The organism is Shewanella sp. 10N.261.52.F9, from assembly GCF_041471165.1.
Taxonomy (GTDB): Bacteria; Pseudomonadota; Gammaproteobacteria; order Enterobacterales; family Shewanellaceae; genus Shewanella; species Shewanella marinintestina.
The window spans coordinates 87,663-108,792 of record NZ_JBFRNX010000014.1; the positions used below are offsets into that span (position 1 = coordinate 87,663).

Below are 21,130 nucleotides of genomic sequence, written 5' to 3' on the forward strand. Positions count from 1 at the left end.
TTCGAGAGCATGATCTACCTTTTAATCGTGGCCAAGGAAATGGATTGCGGCCATTAATTTAAGGATAAATAAAAGGAGTTATTATGTATAAAGTAATCTTATCGGCTTTTTTACTGCTATCTGTCTTCACAACTTTTCCATCTCAATCTGCCACCAAACCAGCAAAAGTCAATGCTGATACAAGCGTGCAGAAAGCTCAATTAATTAAACTTAATAGCGCGACGGCTGCCGAGCTTTCCGCTTTAAAGGGTATTGGTGAAACCAAGGCGGCAGCCATTGTTGAGTACCGTAAGGCAAATGGAAAATTTGACTCTATTGAACAACTCACAGAAGTAAAAGGAATTGGTGAAAAGTTTATAGAGAAAAATCGAAGTAGGTTAAGCCTGTAGATAAAATGTTCTTTGTTACGTCAAAAGCTCTTTTTTAAGAGCTTTTGTTTATAGAATCATCGATTAGACCCAATCTTGGCAAACTTAGGCGATAATCACTTGATTGCTGGTGATGCATGATAGATAATGCAGCCGTTCTTTAGAGCAAGCCTCTAAAAGAAATCGATGGTGACCCTAGGGTCCCTCCGCAATGATAACTTGTGAACTCGGCCAGGCCTGGAAGGGAGCAACCGCAGCAAGTGACTCATGTGCCGGAGTGCGGCTCTAGGGGAGCCTCCAAAACTCCCCCTCTATTTGTAAAACCTCAAAAATAGCTCCTGATTTAGCATTATAATTTCATATTGCCAATATAGTTTTATTGCGTGTTTCTGAATTCAATCGTCCAGTTTGTTCAATTCGTGTGTACCACCTCATTCCATTAACATCATATAACTTCAAGATAAAGTGCTAGTCTGATCTTACTTGGAATTTAAGTTTAGGCAGAGTATTCGATACGACTTATTGGGATTCTTTTAAATGATTAGATTCTTTCAAAAATGCTCGAGATTTTTCGAGTGCTTTTTGGATCTCGTCTTTCATCTGTTGCAGCTCGTTATAATCTTCAAAAAAATAGGTATCGACTAAATGACGAATGTAACGTACAGGTAGTTGATTAAGGGTGATACAACAAAGATCAGCTAGGTAATCGGCGGGTAATTCATCTAACAAACCTTCATCTGATAAAAGTTCTAGCAATAAGACTTCGTAATAGTTTCTAATTTCTAACTGCATTTTACGCTCCTTGTATTAACTGGGGCCAGCTATCGCTTTATGACTGCAAGCAATAGCAGCTCGAATCAATTAAGATGTCGAGTTAGTGGTTACTGGCCATATTGCTTTAGCGGCAATGAAAAGCTGACTGTGACGATAGTTTAGTTGTGGTGTGTCTTTACTGTAGCCGCCTCCGATCACACAAGCAATGGGAATCTTGGCTGATTTGGCTTGTTGAATAACCAGTGCGTCGCGGGCGTAGATCCCATCATCACTAATCGCGAGATGACCCAGACGGTCGTCATTGTGAATATCAACACCCGCATCGTAGATGATAAGGTCTGGCTTATGAAGGCGAATTAAGTAGGCTAAAGTTTGGCTTACAGTTTCAAGATATGCTTTATCTCCAGTACCACGAGCGAGTTCAATATCGTAATCCGAATGTTGTTTGCGCGCTGGAAAGTTCTCTTGGCAATGAATAGAGCAGCTAATAATCTGCGGCATGCTCTTACTAATGGTTGCTGTGCCGTCCCCTTGATGTACGTCGCAATCAAAAATAAGCACTGTTTCAATATTCTCATTTTGCAAACTATTAAGTGCTGCCAGCGCGAGATCATTAAAAATACAGTAACCACTGCCAAAATCATGGTGGGCATGATGATAACCACCGCTTAAATGAAGGGCGCAGCCATATTTAATCGCTTGGTCACAGGTGAGGGCTGTACCTGCTACTGAATACAGGGTTCGTTCAACTAATGCGTTGCTCCAAGGAAACCCTATGCGGCGCAACGCTTTAGCATCGATGGTGCCTGTTATAAAGCTATCAACATAATTGGCACAGTGTAATTGGCTTAAATATTGTGACGTGACTTTTTCTGGGGCGATAAATTGCGATGGCTTTGCAATACCTTGCTGCAGCAGGTAGTTATATAAATAGCGGTATTTAGTACTTGGGAATTGATGTGTGGCGGGTAACGCCAGCTTGGAGTAGCTGGCGTGATAGATCAAAGGGATCACTTTAACTAATGAACGCGCTTATAGTTATAGCTGTTTAATAGCCCAGCTCATAAATTCTTTACGAGTCTGCTCATCAGCATGTAGCCACCAATACTGTAGCATTTGCTCAGCTTTAGCTGCGTCATCAGTCGATGTAACTGGTGCTGTTTCAGCTGCAATTGCAGGCATCGTTGCGGCTGCAGCAGGTGAGGGTTTACTTACTGGTGCAGTTGGTGTTGAAGCAACTGCTACAGCGGCGCCTGTAGCAACTGCAGCTTCAGCATCAACGTCAGTGGCATCATTGCCACTGAATAAACGTGATACGAAAGACTCTTCAGTAATATTGGTTTGAGTGACTTTGTAGCTAACTTCACCTTTGTCTTCACGTGTAACTACTACTTGCGGTGATTTTGCAAAGCTCTTTGGGTTTTTTACAAATTCGCCATTAGCTGGAGAAAGTTGGTAGCTGTAATCGCCGTCAACGTTGATGGTAACGATGAAGGCATTTGACTTTATATTGGTTTCGCTATCACTAAAGTCATCTTCGACGAGATCATTATAGCGAATAGCGATTTTATGAGTGCCTTTATCAAGTTCAATTTCAGAGGTATGACTAAATAAACTTGTTTTAATTTCTTTACCATCAACTGCAATATATTCAAATGACATCGGGATATTGAAGTCTGCGGCGAAAGCGGCTGAAGAAGCACAAAGAGCGAGCAGTGCAGTGATAGTTAAACGTGGTTTCATGTTTGTTCCTTAACGATTTTGACTCTTAAAGGGTCGCTCGAATAATTGGATGCGATCTTCAATATAGCTAGTAGCTTGCCGACACTTTCCTAGTCGACTATGCAGCGAAAGTATTTCATTCTGCAGTTTGATTTTGTCAGCACTATGACAGTTTTCAAGTGAAGATTGCAAATTTTCAATTTTTTGTTCGATAATTTTAGCCCAGTTCAAATGTTTATTAAGTTCTTCATAAAGTTGATGACTATTTTGCATCACATTTGAAGCTATCCAGCTAAAGCCACTATCTGCATGAGATTGATTTCCACGCTTAATAGCAAAAGCTCTGCGACTGCGCTTTTGTTGCTCAATCGACTTAACATTAATGCCTGTCGTTGTTAACGCACGTCTTAATGCACTGAATCTATCTTGGATTTTTTCGCAACTAGAGACGATGGTGTATGGCGAACGCTTAGCTTTTACTAACTGTTCTAATTGAGCAATGTTTTTTGATAATTGCTCAATACAAGGTTGCAGTTGGCCGCCTACTTGAATGAAAAGCTCACTATTGAAACGCTCGACATCTTGCATCATTTTGCGCTGACCGGGCGGCAATCGCGAGTCATGTTGCAGTACTTCTTGTTCTAACTGTTTGAGTTGCAATCTGAGTTTACGAACTAGTTCGTCGGTCGTCATAACCAGGCGCTCCACACTAACTGTGCTGCTATTAATAGTATAACGGTGATAAAGATAGGGCGAATAAAAGGCAGGCCAAATTTAATTGCTGAATGCGCTCCTAAATAGGAGCCAACCATCATACAAACTCCCATACATAGACCTATTAGTATATGTACTTTACCTAACATGATAAAAATAATTAATGAGGTTAGGTTACTAGTAAAGGTCATTGCTCTGGCTAAACCGCAACTATAAAGCAGTGGTAACTGATGTAGGCCTGTACTGGATACGGTCCAAAAGGCACCAATACCAGGGCCTGCAAAACCATCATAAAAGCCTAATGGTAAACCTTGCAGCCATTGTTTTACTTTGCTTTTAGCTTTCGTGGGAATTTTATTATTATTGCTGCCCATGGCATTTGGTTTAAATAACGTATAGAGCGCAATGGCAATAATCATTATTGGTAGCCATTTTTCTAGCCATTGATTATCAATTAAATAGACGATGAAAGTACCTATTACAGCACCGATAAAGGTGGCAATAAATGTGTGGTACCACAAAGAAGGAGAGAATAGGCGCTGCTTATAATAGGTATAAGCTGCCATTGAGGAACCGAAGCTGGCCGCGAGTTTATTAGTTCCTAACGCCATATGGGGCGATACGCCCATAGTCAACAGTGCTGGGATGGACAATAGTCCACCGCCACCAGAGACCGCGTCAATAAATCCTGCAATAAAACCCACTAGTGCGAGTATGGCCCAACTACTTGGGTCTAGAAGTAAATCCAATGCCAGTCCTATTCTATTACACGACGAAAAGGCGGCAAGGCATCGAGTAAAGATTTGCCATAACGTTTCGTCACCAAGCGTCTATCTAATATTGAGATCCGCCCATAGTCTTGCTCTTTACGCAGTAATCTACCACAACTTTGTACCAATTTGCGCGATGCATCTGGGATTGTCAGCTGTAAAAATGGGTTTCCGCCCTTAATCTTAATGTATTCCGAGTGTGCTTGCTCTACCGGTGATGTTGGTACAGCAAAAGGCAACTTAGTAATGATTAAGTTAGTAAGATATTCGCCAGGTAAATCTAAACCTTCTGAAAAACTGCCTGTGCCAAAAATGATACTTGGTTTGCCTTCATCGCAGCGATCTTTATGTATCTTGAGTATTTCTTGTCTTGGCATTGTGCCTTGAATGAGTAAGCCGGTTTTAATTTTACTCTCAACTAAATCTGCGACTTTCTCCATCTGCCAATAAGAAGCAAATAGTACTAAGCTTGCCATTTCATCTTCAATCAGAGCGACAATATGTTTAGCTAATTCATCGGTATATTTATCATCAGTTGGTTCACAGTCCATTTTTGGCAAAAAGAGTGTGGCGTTTTGCTCAAAATCAAACGGCGAGTCTAAGGCTAAATAGCGGCTACCATCGTTAATTGACAGGCCAACCTGATGGGTAAAGTGATTAAAGTTATTTAGTGCTCTAAGTGTGGCACTACAAAGCACAACGCCAGCAGCTTTATTCCATAGCAAGTTTTCAAGCATAAAGCCGACTTCTATGGGGGATGCATTGAATAAGTAATCGGGCTGTTTTCCGGTTAATTGTTCAATCCAACGTGCCATAGGTGCGCCTTTCGGACTGTCTTCTTTGGCCATCATTTTCCATAGCTTTTGCAGGTTCTCTAGGCGTTGCAGCATAAAGCCTGTTTCAGATAGTAAGGATTCTGATTGATGTTTCGGGATCTCTCCATCCTTAATCGCTTCGTTTAACAAAGACAGCATTTTGTTAAATTGCTTTAATGCCAAGTTTGTCGCTGTGCCGAGGTTCTCTGCTAATACCATTAAAGCTGGTGGCAGTTTTCCGTGCTCAAAACGAAACCGATTCTCTGGGTTATCAAACTTGGCCGATTGAGCATCACAAAATTGCGCTACTTGATTAAGCATTCCAGCAATATCACCTATGTGATCTAGCATCGACTGCGTTGGCGCAATAATATAATTACTCTTAATTTGATTTTGTAGCTTGCCGCAGGTTTTAGTGAGCTTTTCTAACCAGTCGTTAGCCCCACGAACTGTGGACTGAGCGCTACTAAAATCTCGTGCAACTATTGGTAAGTGATGAGCTTCATCAATAACATAATAAAGCTCTTCTGGATCGGGTAAAATAACGCCTCCCCCTAGCTCTAGATCGGCAAATAACAAGCTATGGTTGGCAATTAGAACGTCCCAGTCATCAATATCTTCACGTGCTTTATGGAACGGACAGTTACGGTGGCTTGCCAATTGTCGGTGGCAGCTGTGTTTGTCACACGCAATTTGTTGCCATAGATGATCGGGTAGAGGCTTAGTTAGTGTGTCGCGTTCACCATTCCAAGTACCGGCTTGATAGTCTTTGAGTAAACCTTCCAGCATATCAACTTGGCTTTGATCAGGTTTTGTTTGCCACATGGCCATTTGGCTACTGTTGTCTGGCCCTACCATCATTTCAAGCTTGGATAAACAAACATAACGTTGGCGACCTTTGACTAAGCCAAAAGTAAAATCGAGGCCTGATTGTTGTAAAAAGAAAGGTAAATCTTTATGCAACAACTGCTCTTGCAATGCGACGGTAGCAGTTGCAATACAGACTTTTTTCTTGGAGGCGAGTGCTAATGGAATAGTGCCAAGTATATAAGCTAAAGATTTACCGATACCTGTGCCAGCTTCGACCACAATAATACGGCGTTGCTTGTCATATTCGCCTGCAAGCGTTTTTGATATTTCCGCGACAATATAATTTTGCTCGCGGCGCGGGCGAAAGTTAGGCAATGAGGTCGAAATGCCTTTATATATTGTACGAATTTGGGTTTTAACGTCTGCGGATAACATGAATGCACTAAGCTAATAAATAGTGCTGTACATAATAACAGTGATTACTTAGCCTAAGAAGCGTTTAGTGATTATTAGTGTATTTAATTGAGTATAAAGTATGAATTCAGGTGCCAGTGAGCTGCAACTTCTTCAAGGTAGAGTATTAACTCGCCACGCCATTCATCGACAAGGCAGCCTAATTTTACAGTACTTTGTGCAAACTGCGACAGGCCCCGTGACTGTCGAAATCCTCAATCAAGAGCATGTGTGTTTTATAAAAAGTAATGACGAGTCACTATTACTTGCTAGCGATGGATTAAGAGGTGCAAGGGCTAACGCCATCGCCCTGAAAAGCTTTAATTATGAGCCAATAACTGCATTGTATTGCAACGATGGCAGACAGTTACGGCATTTAATGCGCGTAGCTAAAGATCTTGATATTGAATTATTCGAATCAGACGTTAAAACGGAGCACCGATTTTTAATTGAACGCTTTATAGCCTTAGATGGTGAGTTTTATGGGCACTTTATTGAACAAAATGGTAATTCATCGCAACCTGTATTTGTTGCTAGTAGGGCAAGGCAGTTTGATAGCAAAATTGAACTTAACGCAATTTCTTTAGATTTTGAGTGTAGTTTTGCGGGGGAACTTTATTCTGTTGCCTTATATGGACAATCAGCCAACGGTATTGTTTATCAAAAAGTTATTATGGTTGGGAAAGAGCTCGATACTCAGCCATGTTCACCTGATGGTGAATCTATTAATTACGTCGAATGGGCCATCGATGAAGTCGATTTGATCCACCGTTTAATCTCTTGGTTTAGTGAATATGATCCGGACATTATTATTGGTTGGTCCGTTGTAACGTTTGATTTAGCCTTACTCTACCGTAGAGCGAAGTTGCATCAAATACCGCTAAATATTGGCCGCGATGGCCAAGCGCTTGATTGGAAAGTCGAGGAGAAATATCGACCAGAAACTTTGTCTTTACCTGGTAGAGTGGTACTTGATGGTATTGATTGGTTAAAAGCTGCATTTTATCAGTTCGATCGTTATTCATTAGAGTTTGTGGCGCAGGCACTGCTTGATGAAGGAAAAGCTATCCATAACGTTGATAATCGTATGGATGAGATCAATGACTTATTTTTAAATGATAAACTTGCTTTAGCGCATTACAACTTAACAGATAGTCGCTTGGTGTGGGATATTTTCGAAAAAACCCAGTTATTCGATTTTGTGATTGAGCGAGCTAAGCTAACTGGGCTAGAGCTTGGACGAGTGGGCGCATCGGTAGCGGCATTTAATAACTTATATTTACCACATCTTCATCGGGCTGGTTTTGTCGCACCGAGTAAACCTGCAAGTGATGGCATAGAAAGTCCTGGCGGTTATGTAATGGACTCGGTACCAGGTCTTTATCAACATATCTTAGTGTTAGATTTTAAGAGTCTATATCCTTCAATTATTCGTACATTTCTAATTGATCCAAAGGGACTTGTACAAGGCTCGTCCAATGTAAGTGATGCAGTGCCAGGGTTTCTTGGCGCGCAATTTAGTCGTGAAACGCCTATTTTACCTATGCTGATTAAAAAGCTTTCTGAAGAAAGAGAGTTAGCAAAGTCGCAGCACAACGCGCCTTTATCCCAAGCAATTAAGATTATTATGAACTCTTTGTATGGCGTCCTCGGCTCTAGAGGCTGTGTATTTCATGACGCTCGTCTTGCCAGCTCAATCACAATGCGTGGGCATGAAATAATGAAGCAAACTAGAAGCTGGATTGAAAATGAAGGTTTTGAAGTGATTTATGGAGATACCGACTCAACTTTTGTTTGGCTTGGTAATGATTTTTCACCTGAATTGGTACAAAAAACTGGCAGAGAACTAGCCGAAAGGATCAATGTCTTATGGCGAAGTAAACTACAAAAAGAATATCAGTTAACGAGTTTTCTCGAGCTTGAATTTGAAACTCATTTTGAGCAATTTTTTATGCCAACTTTGAGGGGCTCGGTCGAGGGTTCTAAAAAGCGCTATGTAGGAACTAAGCGTAATCAAACTGGGGAAAAACAATTAATATTTAAAGGTATGGAGCAAGTTCGAAGTGATTGGTCTCCCTTAGCTAGAAGAGTGCAATATGAATTATATGATCGTTTATTTAGTGAACAAGATATTCCCTCTTACCTTAAAGAGATAATAGCGGGGTTGAATAGTGGGTTACTTGATAATGAACTGATCTTTACCAAACAACTCAGAAGAAACCTTGAAGACTACACAGCAAAGTCCGCTCCACATTTAAAAGCTGCGCGTAAATTGTGCGATGCTACGGGAGATCAGCAATATGCAAAACGGGGCGCAAGAATCGAATATGTGATGACTTTAAATGGCGCCGAACCTGTTGCTAAACGTTTAAGTCAAATTGATTACGATTACTATCTCACTAAACAGTTAGAACCTATCGCAGCGCCGATACTTTCAATTTTGAAAACCAGTTTCACTGAAGTTACTACAAATCAAATGTCGTTAATTTAGTTTGTGCTGGATTAATAACCTGCTAAATAAATGTTAACAGATGGTTCAAACCTTCGTCAGTTCTGTGTTTGCTAGTTAATTAGGTGCAAAATCTAGCAAATAGTGTGATGTTCGTCTTTGAGTGGTTGCTAATCTTTTGATAATCTCATTTGCAATCAGGATAGAAAGAAAACAACGGAATGGATGACGATTTGAATGAAGCAGACTGAACAATATTAAGGTTAGGCAAATTAAATGAAAAAGACTCTAGTAGCATCAGCTTTGGCAGCGGTTATTTTTGTGCCAACAGCATCAGCAATTGAAGTATATAAAGATGACAAAAATGCAGTAGAAATTGGTGGTTGGATTGATGCTCGAGTAATTAATACTCAAGGTGCTACAAAAGTTGAAAACGGTTCATCTCGTATTAACTTTGGTTTTACCAGAGACATGGGCCAAGGTTGGAAAACATTTGCCAAAGTTGAGCTAGGTCTAAACCTAGTAGGTAATAGCTCGATCGAAAGAAATAGTGTTGAAATTGATGGTGAGACTATTAATGGGTACACTTCTGATTCAAATGACTTTATCAGTACTCGTTTAGGCTATGTTGGTCTTGCTCACGACACATACGGTTCATTGACAATCGGTAAGCAGTGGGGCGCTTGGTACGATGTGGTTCATAACACTAACCTAGTTAACACTTGGGACGGTAACACATCTGGTACTTACACACTTAACAAAGCTGACGGTGCAATCAATGGTACTGGTCGTGGCGACAAGACTGTTCAATACCGTAATGCGTTTGGTGACTTCAGCTTCGCAGTACAAGCACAGCTAAAGCAAGATAGTTTTGACCTTTATGAAGGTGATGCTTTCCCAGGTGTTCCAGATGCAACAGTTGCTAATAGCAACGTAATTGGTACTGTTGAGTACGATTATACTTACGGTGCGTCAGCTACATATAACGCAACTGAGAACTTAATTCTAACCGCAGGTTTGAACGTTGGTGAGTTCGATGCAACTTACACTACTGGTAAGTCTGTACAAGAAACCGATCTAATCTTCGGTGCTGGTGCAACTTGGGGTGAGTTTAACGCGAAAGGTTTTTACGGCGCGGTTAACGTTAACAAGCAAGAATATCACGATACAGATAATCTAAACCGTTACATCCCTGAAGCTTGGGGCCTAGAGTCTCTAGCATCTTACCACTTCGATAATGGTTTACGTCCGCTAATCGGATATAACATTCTTGAAGCAAATGATGACTATGCAGCAGCATACAACGGTGATGTGTTTAAGCGTCAATTCCTATTAGTGGGTTTACACTATGTATGGGACAACAACACAATGCTTTACCTAGAAGGCCGTAAAGACTTTAGCGATTTCACTAGTACCAATAAAGCACAGCAAGCTGCTATGGAATTCTCTGAAGACGACGGTATCTCTATCGGTATCAGATACTACATGTAATATTAAGCTATTACATAAAAAGCGCCCAAGTGGCGCTTTTTTTTATGCTTTTTAATTCGCACTCTTAAAACTATTAAAAATTATCGAATTGTGACCGACTAAAGATAGTAAGTATTCCCCCAAAAATATCACTTGTTATGTTATTAACACCGTTAGGTTAAAAAGTGTTCGGTTGCAATGTTTGTCAAAAAAAATGTTTTTAATTGCGCCTTAGTTAACTTTTGTTAATAGTATCAGTATCTTGAGTGTTATTTTCGCTGTATCGTATGATTTACACATGTTGCATTTTGTATCCCGCCTTGGCAGTAATAAGTACATACTTTGTGAGGGTTTAACAAAATAATCGGCTCTATTTTCTTTGTTATTGCCAGTTTGAAATGAGCATTATAATAGGGGGTAGCCAGTCATTTTTAAATTTGCGTGACCCTTTCTATATCGGGGAATTACCCTGTATCTCCTGCTATATCAGCGACTTGACAGCTTGTTGCTAATCATGCGCCACAGCTTTTCGTTGGGTGTTAATATCTTTGATAGCGCCTGCATCATTCGCTTGGGTGATTAAATCTAAGTATTCACTAATTTAGATTGATAGAAGCTTCTCTGTTAAAAATCCAAACCTGTACTCAGTTGGTTTCATGTGTTGTAAAAATGTTTCTATTGTGTTTTTATTTGTTTGCGAAATGCTTTTTGAGTAACACATGTTAATTAAATGCTCATTTTGCTAAAAAAAATATAAGAGAGTCCAGGGAGATTTACAATGTATAAGAATAACTTACTAGCTAACTCAGTGCGTTTAGCACTTGTTAGTGGTGCAATGGCTACAGCTTTTACAGCTCCAGCAGTATTTGCAGCCGAAGAAGAATCAGCAGATAGCGTTGAACGTATTGAAGTAACAGGTTCACGTATTAAAAGAAGTGATTTAGAAGGTGCTTCGCCAGTAACTACAATTACTGCAGAAGACATGCAAGTTGAAGGTAACTTTACCGTTGCCGATGCACTACGTAACAGTAACCTTAACTCGTTTGGTTCATTCTCAGAGCGTTCAGGTAGTTCTGCACAGTCTCAAGCAACTATTAACCTACGTGGTGCGGGCTCTAGCCGTACTCTAGTATTGATTGATGGTAAGCGTTTCCCTGGTTCACCTACTCTTGGTGGTGCTTCGGCTAACCTTAACGCCATTCCAATGGCGGCAGTTGAACGTATTGAAATCCTAACAGATGGTGCATCTTCAACTTACGGTTCAGATGCGATTGCTGGTGTTGTTAACATCATCATGAAGAAGAACTTCCAAGGTCTTGAGTTTAACGTAGGCGGCGGTAGTCGTGAACGTGATGGCGGCTTAACAAGTAAAGAGTTCTCGGTAGTTGCTGGTTATGAAATGGATAAAGGTAACATTACTTTTGCATTTGACCACCAAGATCGTAAAGGCATCTCTGACGCTGACCGTGACTACACTAAAGCAAAAATTAATGGCGATTACGACACAGCTCAGGCGTACATTGATACTGATGGTTGGTCGTACTACGGTGCTACAGTTCTGTCTCCAGACTATTCTACAGCGTCAGCTTCATTGTTATGTGATGACTTAGTTGCAGAGTACGGTTCAGACACTTTCCGTAAAGTTAAAGCTGATACACACTGGGGCCCAGGCTCTGAGTACTGTATGTATGCATATGGTAACGTATCTTATAACAAAGCATCTATTGACCGTAACACTGTATATGTTGATTCAAACTATGAAGTCGCTGAAGACGTAGAATGGTTTGGTCGCATCATGGTTACTCAGAATAAATCATTCGGTCGTTATGCTCCGCCAGCGGCACAATGGCAGAACATGGCTGCAGATAACCCACATAACCCATATGGTGAAGAAGTTTTAGGTCTATTCCGTTGGGTAGATATTGGTACTCGTGATGGTAACGTAGATGACTACAACCAAGATTACCTAACAGGTCTTCGTGGTACTATCAGTGCTTGGAACGATGCTAGCTGGGAGTTCTACTACCACTACAACCAAGCAGACAATAAGTCTATGGGTGAGTACTACCTAAGCTATGCTGGTCTTGCGTACAATGAAAAGAATGGTATCGATCTAGGTTCAGAGCAGGGCGTTAATAACATGAAAGCCACTACTCTAACTCAGGGTAAGGCTATCTTTAACCAATATAACGCAGGTATTAACTTCGATGTATTTGAATTACCTGGCGGTGAAGCTGGTCACTACTTCGGTATGGAGTACTTTGATCAAGACTTTAGCGAAGTATATGACGCTCAGTCAGAAGCTGGTCTAATTGGTGGTTCAGCTGGTAACTCTTCTGGTGGCGACCGTCAAGTTTGGGCAGCATTCTATGAAGTAGTATTGCCAGTAATTGATAGTGTAGAAGTAAACTTAGCGGTTCGTTACGATGATTACAGTGATTTTGGTGGCAATACAGCACCTAAAGCGTCTGTTCGTTGGCAAGCGCTTGAGAACTTAGTTGTACGTGGTTCTTACTCTGAAGCGTTCCGTGCTCCAGCTCTTGATCAGCTATATGCTGCTACAACATTTAGTGCTGAAACCGCAACGGATTATGCTTTCTGTGAATCAAATGGTATTGCAGATTGTCCAAGTGGCCAGGTAGACACATATATCTCAGCAAATGATAATTTAGGCCCTGAAACTTCTAAGTACACTAACTTAGGTCTTGCTTGGGATATTATCGATGAGTTTGGTGTAAAAGTTGATTACTTCAACCTGAACATTGATAACGTAATTAGCCAGCGTAGTAGTACAAGTGTTATGGAAGGTATTGCTGACGGTTCACTAACTCCAGATAATACTTTCTATGTAGACCGTGCACCTACAACTAACGGTAAGTTAGGTAAAGCTCTTGAAGTTGGTACTGGTTATGCAAACGGTGATAAGCTAGAAATTGAAGGTGTGGACGTTGCATTTAATAGCAATTTCGAAACTAGCGTTGGTGACTTCCGTATTAACTGGCAGAACAGCTTCATCACTAAATACATTGTTGAAGATGCTGCTGGCGGCGATGCAGTAAATACATCAGGCTGGGCAGGTCAACCTGATTACCGTTCAAACTTCACCACAATCTATACAATCTCAGATCACAGCTTCAGCTGGAATGCTAACTATATTAGCTCTACATATGAGACTAAAGAAGAAGGTAAGTTGGATGACTGGTTAATCCATAACATCTCTTACGGTTACGACATTGGTAGCTTTGGTACAATTCGTCTAAGTGTTAACAACTTAACAGATGAAGATCCAGTACTAAGCTCAGATGGTAAGTACGAAGATCCAAGCCTTTATAACAACTACGGACGTGAGTACCGCGCAAGCTACACTCTTAAGTTCTAAGCTGTTAAATATATAAAATATTAGTATTATTTAAGTAAGTAAAAGGGCCCCTAGAGGGCCCTTTTTTATGTATGACAATCGTAATAACGTTGACTTTTTAAGGTGATATATGAGTAAGCACTGGGATCAATATTGGAAACAGGGACATTTAACTTCCTTTGGCGATAGTTTCGAGGGGAATTATACCGGTGTGTTACATCAAGCGTGGACTGAGGCGGTAGAGATGCTTCCTGAGCAGTTTGATGTATTAGATATTGCAACGGGTAATGGTGCTATTCCTTTATTGCTCAAAGAGTCTCTCTTACCTCTAGGAAAGTCAGGCCAAATTATTGGTGTTGACCTCGCACAAGTTAATCAACCTGAAAATGATAGTTCAAGTATCAGTATTGAGCTCCTCTCAAATATTAACTGCTGTGATCTGCCCTTTGAAGCAGAAACCTTCGATGTAGTAACGTCGCAATTCGGTATTGAATATGCTCCCTTGAATGTCGCGCTGGTAGAAGCTTTAAGAGTTTTAAAAGCTAAAGGTCGATTGCAGCTAATTGTTCATCATAGTGAGTCTATGGTGATTAGAAGAAATCGTAGGATTGTTAATCTCATATCGGGTAGTTTGGTTGAGCAGGTTTTAAACCTTCTTGGAGTTATGACTGAACAGATGGGGGAGTTACGTTCTAATATTGATTTAGCACGAATTAAAGACAATCCACAAAGCGAACAAAACAGACTCGAATTAAATCGATTAATTGGAGAGTTAGTCAAGCTAGACGAAGATGCATTAAAAGACAGCGATTTAATGACTTATGTTGCAACACTTTTCAAAACAGGTATTTTTTGGAGCGTAAGTAAGAAAAAGGAATACCTTAGATTTATTACCTCTGAGTTATTAACATTAGAGCAAAGGTTAACAGAGCTTGTAAATGCGTCAGTGACACAAGATGACTTGGCTTCAATCATTAATAGCACGGCTAAAACATCAAAATTAGAAGAAATTAAAGTCATTAGAACATCTGAGTTCGATGAAATCTTAGCTTGGAAAGTGGTTCTTTGTAAGCATTAGAATAGGAGCATGTTTTTCATCTAGGCCGTATTTCATATGAAGCTGTTTTGTGAATTTGGGTCGCATCAAAAGTGGCCAGATAGAAGAAGATCTTATGTGTCTTATTTGACTGAAATAATGGCGTTAAATATGGAGCATATTCTTGGTTGCCAAGGCATCGATTTAATGGCGTTTTGCAGACAGATTTCATGATGATAAGCATAAGTTAATTAAAAGCCGTTATTGCTCTGACTCATCAATATCTGGCTGCAAGATTCATGTTTCTCTTAAGTATCTTTTATGAATGAGGCTATTAGCTGATATATTTTTGTCTGTAAGTGACTGGTTATACCAGTTTGTGTTAATGAGTTGTTAAATACTTAGTTTGTAGTTTGTGGCTTATATATATTTCTTTATCATGCACTTAAGATTTTCCATTCAGTGTTTTTATTATCTAAATCTCAATCTTGTTTACACAATATTTTTAAAAACTCCCTTTTGGGTGTTTTTCATCCTGTAAGCTCTTTTTCTGACAGTTTTAGGCCGTTCCGAATGTTGACACAGGTCAACATTTTGTGAAATGATGCCAGCGGGTCTACATCCTCGAAGATGTAGAAAAGGGAAGATAATAATTAACAATCACAATAGAAAGACAGGCTTAGGCAATAGGGAACTAAAGCAAAATAAGCGCATGCACCCTGTTGTTGATAAGTTAAAGCTTTTTTAATCACTTCAAATTGGTTGGGAACTATGTCCAAGGTAAGCAATAAAACAAAAATCGCTACAGCGCTCATTGGCGCACTAGCCTTAGCAGGCAGCAACTTAGTGATTGCCGATCCTCTTTCTGACGTTCAGAAAGCTGACAGTAAAATTCACGCTGAAGCAGCATCGTCTCAGAAGAAAGTTGATAAGTATTTTGACCAGGCTCAGGACATGTTGTTCGAGTACGGGTCAGTTGCTGATGAACGTGAATCACTAAAATCTTATAACGACTACGTAGCAGGCTTGGTTGCAGACCAAGAAGCTACAATGAAATCAATTCAAAATGACATCAACGGCGTTGATGCATTACGTCAAGGCGTAGTGCCATTGATGTTTAAAATGGTTGATGCACTAGAGCAGTTCGTTGCTCTTGACCTGCCATTTAACACTGAAACACGTGTTGAGCGTGTTGAAAACCTAAAGAACCTACTTAACAGTGCAGAAGTAACCCTTGCTGAAAAATACCGTCTAATCCTAGATGCATACTCAATCGAGCGTGAATACGGTAGTTTTGTTGCAGTTAAGACTGGTCAGCTAGAACTTAATGGTAAAGAAGTTCTTGTAGACTTCTTCAACTTAGGTCGTGTTGCTCTTTACGCACAAAGCTTAGACGGTAAGTCTGCTTGGATGTATAACGATGAGACTAAAGGCTGGGATCCGCTAGACGATAGCTACCTACGCGAACTAACTAAAGGTATCCGTATTGCTCGTAAACAGGGCGCACCGGATCTATTCTCGTTACCAATCCCTGCTGCGGAGGCTGCACAATAATGAAGAAGTTTATCACTACAGCAATCGTTGCTGCGACCCTGTCATTATCGGCCGGTATTGCTAGCGCTGCAGATGCACCTAAAACAATTGACCAACTACTTAACCAAGTAAAAGTCGATCGTGCTAATGCATCTAAGACTAACGCAAAGCGTGAGCAAGAATTTAAAAATGAGCGTGGCGATAAAGCTGCACTTCTAAAGCGTGAGAAAAATGCTTTAGCAGCAGAACGTCAACGCGGTAAAGATCTAAACCAAGCGTTTTTGGATAACGAGCGTAAAATCGGTCAGTTAGAAGAAGACTTAAAAACAGCTCAAGGTGACTTGGGTGAAATGTTTGGTGTTGTTAAAGGTGATGCGGGTGATTTCGCTGGTAAGCTAGCGGCGTCTAACATCTCTGCACAGTATCCAGGTCGCGATGTATTTATTGCTGACCTTGGTGCACGTAAGCAACTTCCAAAAATTGACGAACTAGAGCGTTTCTGGGAAGAGCAGCTGTTTGAAATGGCTGAGTCTGGAAAAGTTGTTAAGTTTGACGGTTCAGTTACTGGTATCGATGGCAATGTAACTAACACGACAATTACTCGTGTAGGTCCATTCAACCTTGTTGCAGATGGTCGCTATGTTGTTTACAGCCCAGAGCTTGGTCTTATTAAAGAGCTATCTCAGCAACCTGATGGTTACCAAACTAAGCCAATTGCAGCGTTTGAATCAGCTACTACTGGTGCCGCTAAGCTTTATATTGACCCTGTTAAAGGTGTGCTACTAAACATCTTCACGCAGAAAGCGACTATCGAAGAGCGTATTGAAGCTGGTGGTACTATTGGTTACATCATTATGGCATTACTAGCACTGGGTGCGCTTATCTCAATCGAGCGTCTAATCACTCTAGGTGTTGTAGGTGCTAAAGTTAAGGCACAGCGTAAGAACCTTGATAACCCAGGTAACAACGCATTAGGTCGTGTACTTAAAGCTTACCAAGACAATAAAGATGTTGATGTTGAAACACTTGAGCTAAAACTTGATGAAGCAATTCTGAAAGAAACTCCAGCTCTTGAGTCTCGTATCTCGATCATTAAGGTTCTTGCAGCTATCGCACCTATGATGGGTCTACTAGGTACTGTAACCGGTATGATTGCAACGTTCCAAAGCATCCAGTTGTTCGGTACAGGTGATCCTAAGCTAATGGCTGGTGGTATCTCAATGGCACTTATGACTACGGTTCAAGGTCTAGTTGCTGCTCTACCATTAATGCTTATGCACGCTGTTGTTATCGCACGTAGTAAATCAATCGTACAAGTACTTGAAGAACAAAGTGCTGGTATCGTCGCTGCGCACGCTGAGAAGAGGAAAGCCTAATGTTATTCCTGATGGATATCTGGGATTCCGTCAGGGGCTTCATGGCCGCCGGGGGAGACATCCTCTGGTTAGTGGCTGGTGTATTGTTTGTTATGTGGGTATTGATGCTTGAACGCTACTGGTATCTAAATTGGGTATCACCAAAACAGCACAAAGCAATCATTAGCGCATGGGAAGCACGAGAGGATTCAACCTCTTGGTATGCACACCGCATCCGTGAAGCTTGGGTATCCCAAGCGAAGCAAGATTTAACAGCACGTATGCTGATTATCAAAACCTTAGTAGCAATCTGTCCTATGATTGGTCTACTAGGTACCGTAACCGGTATGATTTCAGTATTCGATGTGATGGCAGTTCATGGGACGAGTAATGCTCGTATGATGGCAGCTGGTATTTCAATGGCGACCATGCCGACAATGGCGGGAATGGTTGCAGCATTATCAGGCGTATTCTTTAGTACACGTCTAGATGCAAAAATGAAAATCAGTTTAGCAAAGCTAAAAGACAGCATGCCTCACCACTAGAGAGAGATTGAACATGGCACGTAGAAAGCATTCAAGCGTAGAAGAAGAAGCTGAGATTGATATGACCCCGATGCTCGACATCGTGTTCATCATGCTTATCTTCTTTATTGTAACAACATCGTTTGTAAAGCCATCAGGCCTTGACTATAACAAGCCTGAAGCATCACAAGCGACTAAGAAGCCTTCAGCTAACATCTTTATTGGTGTGAGCAAGACGGGTGTCATCATGATGGAAAACCGTCAAGTTGATATCGAACGTGTAACTGCAAACGTAGAACGTATGCTTGCAGAAGCACCAGAGGCTGCAGTATTAATTCAAGCAGACCAAGAAGCTAGACACGGTTTAGTGGTTAAGGTTCTTGATAACGTTAAAGCTGCGGGTATCGATAAGATATCTGTATCGGCGGGGAACGAATAATATGCTGAGAGGAATAGTATCACTGATAATTGGTGCTGCTGTGACTTTTGCTTTGTTTGTCTTCATGGCTTTCTTGGTAGGTGGCGGTCCAACCCGCCACGATTCCTCGACAGAAACACCTGTCATTGAAATCACCATGAACAAAGATGATGCATCAGCGCAGAAAAAGCCAAGGGTTAAGCCTAAACCGCCTACACCCCCAGAGCAACCGCCAAAACCGGATACTACGCCACCAGATAGTTCATCTGACATTGATACAAATATGTCATTTAACATGGGTGGAGTTGAAGCTGGTGGTGCAAACACTGGATTTAAACTAGGCAATATGATGACGCGAGACGGTGATGCTACACCTATCGTACGAATCGAGCCTCAGTATCCAATTGCAGCAGCACGTGATGGTAAAGAAGGTTGGGTACAACTAAGCTTTACGATTAACGAGCTAGGTGGTGTTGAAGACGTTAAGGTTATTAAAGCTGAACCTAAGCGTTTATTTAATAAAGAAGCACGTCGTGCGCTTAAAAAGTGGAAGTACAAGCCAAAGATTGTTGACGGCAAAGCCCTTAAACAACCTGGTATGACTGTACAACTAGATTTCACTCTAGATAAAGGAGGCAGATAATTATGACTAAACTTAACTCTATTGCTGCCGCTTTATTACTTTGTTTAGGTGGAAGTGTTGCCATTGCTCCAGCAGCTTATGCTGAAGAAAAATGTCCAATTGAAAAGCGTAAGTCCAAAGCTGTTGGCCAAAGTGCAGCTAAAAAAGTACAAAAGTCTTTTGAAGCTTACACTGAAGGCAATGTAGATGAAGCAATTGCGATTCTTCTAGAGGCCAACGCTAAAAACGATTTCGATAAAGCTTATATTGACCGTATGTTAGGTAACTTTTATGCGGAAAAAGGACAGATGGGTACAGCGACTAAGTACCTTAAGTCTGCAGTAGAAGCGGATATCTTAGGCGGTGTTGACCACGCACAAACTCTAAGACTCTATGCTGATCTTCTTATTGGAGATAAAAAGTTTAAAGAGTCTATCCCAATGTATTACAAGTGGATGGAGTTTACCTGTAAAGAAGATCCGCAAGTATACCGTCGTATCGGTATTGCGTACTCTGAGCAGAAGCAGTGGGATAAGGTTCTAGAAGCTGCAGATAAAGGTTTATCTTTATCTAAAGAGCCAGACAAAGGCTTGTACCAAATGAAGCTAACGGCTTACTTCAATCAAAAGAAGTATAAAGAAGCCGTAAAAGTACTTGAAGTAATGGTGCCATTATTCCAAGACGATAAGCGACTTTGGGTTCAGCTTGCTCAGTTTTATCTGATGACTGAAGACTTCACTAAGTCACTAGCTACATATGACTTAGCTTATAAAAATGGATTCTTGGAAACAGCGGGTAACATTACGCGTCTGTCCCAACTGCTTGCTCAAAATGGTTCGCCATATAATGCATCGCAGATCTATGCAAAGCACATGAAGTCAGGGTTAATTAAGGAAGATGAAAAAACCTTAACGACTCTAGCGGGTTTTTACCATAATGCTAAGCAGTTGAAAGATGCTGCTAAAACATATGGTAAAGCTGCAGCTATCAACAACTCAGGCAAACTATACCTAAGACAGGGTCGTATTTTGGCGCTAGATGGTGAGCATAAATCTGCCATTGTCGCACTTAAGAAGGCACTGGATGCAGGTGTTAAGAGTCCTGGTGAAGCACAGTTTGAGCTTGCGCTAGCATACTTAAATCAGAAGCAGTATAAGTCAGCATATAAGTATGCAAAACTTGCTACTAATGATAAGAAGACAGCTCGTTCAGCTAAAAGCTATATTGCTTACATTAAAGAAAAGGCACGTGTACATAACGTTACTCTTTAATATAAGTGAAAGTTTAAAAGCCCCTAGCTAGGGGCTTTTTTATTGCTGGAAAATACTAATTTTATACAAAAAAACTAAGCAGTTGATTTTTTATTCTATTAGAATTTTATCAAATTAGGTGTCATTGGCTGGCGTATTTTCATCTGTTGAGTATGTTTCTCAACTGTTTCAAAAAGGTTTTCTAAATAGAGCTCTTTACTTGGCAAGCATGAACAACCGCCAAGTTCATAATCGATTGGATTATGCTTCTGTGATACAAGGTTCTGATTAAATTCATTAATCTTTGTTTCTAGTCGCTTTAGTACAACCCTAGCTCCAGTGCTATCAACATCAAATATTCCCAAGGCAAAGGCTTGGCTATCAAGTCTTGCCAGTAGATCAGTTGTTCTTAACAGCGCTTGTTGTACTTGCTTCATGAATAATTCTAACAATTGAGGTTGATAAATAGTTTCATGAATGTGTGGGCATAGATACAATAATGCCAAGCCTTGCTGATCTCGGATATGGCGGTGCCACTCACGATTAAACACCTCCATAAAATAGGTTTGGTTATAAACACCTGTTTCAGGATCTCTAAAACCTGAGTTGCTGAATGAATATATCATTAAAGGCTCCTTGTGCTGCTCAGGTTTAATGTATATCGGTATAAGTATAGAACAATAAATAAA

18 protein-coding genes and 1 other RNA gene are annotated in these 21,130 nt (G+C 40.7%); 12 read left to right on the forward strand and 7 right to left on the reverse strand.

Features of this window, described 5'->3' with window-relative positions:
- Positions 1-83: 83 nt before the first annotated feature.
- Entirely contained in the window at positions 84-389 is a 306-nt protein-coding gene (locus AB4298_RS11420) for a ComEA family DNA-binding protein (protein ID WP_371986796.1), read from the forward strand.
- A gap of 174 nt (positions 390-563) precedes the next feature.
- An RNA gene (gene ffs / locus AB4298_RS11425) (signal recognition particle sRNA small type) lies at positions 564-660 on the forward strand.
- A 227-nt stretch (positions 661-887) separates the two neighbouring features.
- Here ffs and AB4298_RS11430 read toward each other — a convergent pair.
- The 6 genes from AB4298_RS11430 to dinG form a co-directional block, all read right to left on the reverse strand.
- A complete protein-coding gene (locus tag AB4298_RS11430; protein ID WP_371986797.1) occupies positions 888-1,160 on the reverse strand; it encodes a late competence development ComFB family protein in 273 nt (90 codons plus the stop codon).
- Positions 1,161-1,229: 69 nt separating this feature from the next.
- Positions 1,230-2,156, reverse strand: a complete 927-nt coding sequence (locus AB4298_RS11435) for a histone deacetylase family protein (protein WP_371986798.1) — start codon at positions 2,154-2,156, stop codon at positions 1,230-1,232.
- 24 nt (positions 2,157-2,180) lie between these two features.
- Complete coding sequence (locus AB4298_RS11440) at positions 2,181-2,885, reverse strand: DUF2057 domain-containing protein (RefSeq protein WP_371986800.1); 705 nt, start codon at positions 2,883-2,885, stop codon at positions 2,181-2,183.
- 9 nt (positions 2,886-2,894) lie between these two features.
- On the reverse strand, positions 2,895-3,557 hold the full coding sequence (priC, locus tag AB4298_RS11445) for a primosomal replication protein (protein WP_371986801.1): 663 nt from the start codon (positions 3,555-3,557) through the stop codon (positions 2,895-2,897).
- Positions 3,554-4,327 carry a sulfite exporter TauE/SafE family protein gene (locus AB4298_RS11450; protein WP_371986802.1) on the reverse strand — a complete coding sequence of 258 codons (774 nt, stop codon included), beginning with the start codon at positions 4,325-4,327 and terminating at the stop codon, positions 3,554-3,556. Before AB4298_RS11450 ends, priC begins: the two co-directional genes overlap by 4 nt.
- Positions 4,328-4,335: 8 nt before the next feature.
- Positions 4,336-6,408, reverse strand: a complete 2,073-nt coding sequence (gene dinG, locus AB4298_RS11455; RefSeq protein ID WP_371986803.1) for an ATP-dependent DNA helicase DinG — start codon at positions 6,406-6,408, stop codon at positions 4,336-4,338.
- 100 nt (positions 6,409-6,508) lie between these two features.
- Between dinG and AB4298_RS11460 the strand changes: the two genes are divergently transcribed.
- The 10 genes from AB4298_RS11460 to AB4298_RS11505 all read left to right on the forward strand — a co-directional run bounded on the left by AB4298_RS11460 (position 6,509) and on the right by AB4298_RS11505 (position 20,462).
- Entirely contained in the window at positions 6,509-8,917 is a 2,409-nt protein-coding gene (locus AB4298_RS11460) for a DNA polymerase II (RefSeq protein WP_371986804.1), read from the forward strand.
- Between the two features lie 234 nt (positions 8,918-9,151).
- Positions 9,152-10,366, forward strand: a complete 1,215-nt coding sequence (locus AB4298_RS11465) for a porin (protein ID WP_371986805.1) — start codon at positions 9,152-9,154, stop codon at positions 10,364-10,366.
- Between the two features lie 757 nt (positions 10,367-11,123).
- On the forward strand, positions 11,124-13,724 hold the full coding sequence (locus AB4298_RS11470) for a TonB-dependent receptor (protein WP_371986806.1): 2,601 nt from the start codon (positions 11,124-11,126) through the stop codon (positions 13,722-13,724).
- 109 nt (positions 13,725-13,833) lie between these two features.
- Positions 13,834-14,781 carry a class I SAM-dependent methyltransferase gene (locus tag AB4298_RS11475; RefSeq protein WP_249000513.1) on the forward strand — a complete coding sequence of 316 codons (948 nt, stop codon included), beginning with the start codon at positions 13,834-13,836 and terminating at the stop codon, positions 14,779-14,781.
- Positions 14,782-15,510: 729 nt separating this feature from the next.
- Positions 15,511-16,293 carry a DUF3450 domain-containing protein gene (locus AB4298_RS11480; RefSeq protein WP_371986808.1) on the forward strand — a complete coding sequence of 261 codons (783 nt, stop codon included), beginning with the start codon at positions 15,511-15,513 and terminating at the stop codon, positions 16,291-16,293.
- Positions 16,293-17,648, forward strand: a complete 1,356-nt coding sequence (locus AB4298_RS11485; protein ID WP_249000512.1) for a MotA/TolQ/ExbB proton channel family protein — start codon at positions 16,293-16,295, stop codon at positions 17,646-17,648. Before AB4298_RS11480 ends, AB4298_RS11485 begins: the two co-directional genes overlap by 1 nt.
- Positions 17,648-18,172 (forward strand): MotA/TolQ/ExbB proton channel family protein, encoded by a 525-nt coding sequence (locus tag AB4298_RS11490; RefSeq protein WP_220780762.1) that lies wholly within the window; start codon positions 17,648-17,650, stop codon positions 18,170-18,172. Before AB4298_RS11485 ends, AB4298_RS11490 begins: the two co-directional genes overlap by 1 nt.
- Before the next feature lie 13 nt (positions 18,173-18,185).
- Positions 18,186-18,590, forward strand: a complete 405-nt coding sequence (locus tag AB4298_RS11495) for an ExbD/TolR family protein (RefSeq protein WP_220759443.1) — start codon at positions 18,186-18,188, stop codon at positions 18,588-18,590.
- A gap of 1 nt (position 18,591) precedes the next feature.
- Positions 18,592-19,212, forward strand: a complete 621-nt coding sequence (locus tag AB4298_RS11500; protein WP_249000511.1) for an energy transducer TonB — start codon at positions 18,592-18,594, stop codon at positions 19,210-19,212.
- 2 nt (positions 19,213-19,214) lie between these two features.
- Positions 19,215-20,462, forward strand: a complete 1,248-nt coding sequence (locus AB4298_RS11505) for a tetratricopeptide repeat protein (protein ID WP_371986810.1) — start codon at positions 19,215-19,217, stop codon at positions 20,460-20,462.
- 98 nt (positions 20,463-20,560) lie between these two features.
- Here the strand turns inward: AB4298_RS11505 and AB4298_RS11510 are convergent, their stop codons facing one another.
- Positions 20,561-21,067 (reverse strand): diguanylate cyclase domain-containing protein, encoded by a 507-nt coding sequence (locus AB4298_RS11510; RefSeq protein WP_249000509.1) that lies wholly within the window; start codon positions 21,065-21,067, stop codon positions 20,561-20,563.
- Positions 21,068-21,130 lie beyond the last annotated feature (63 nt).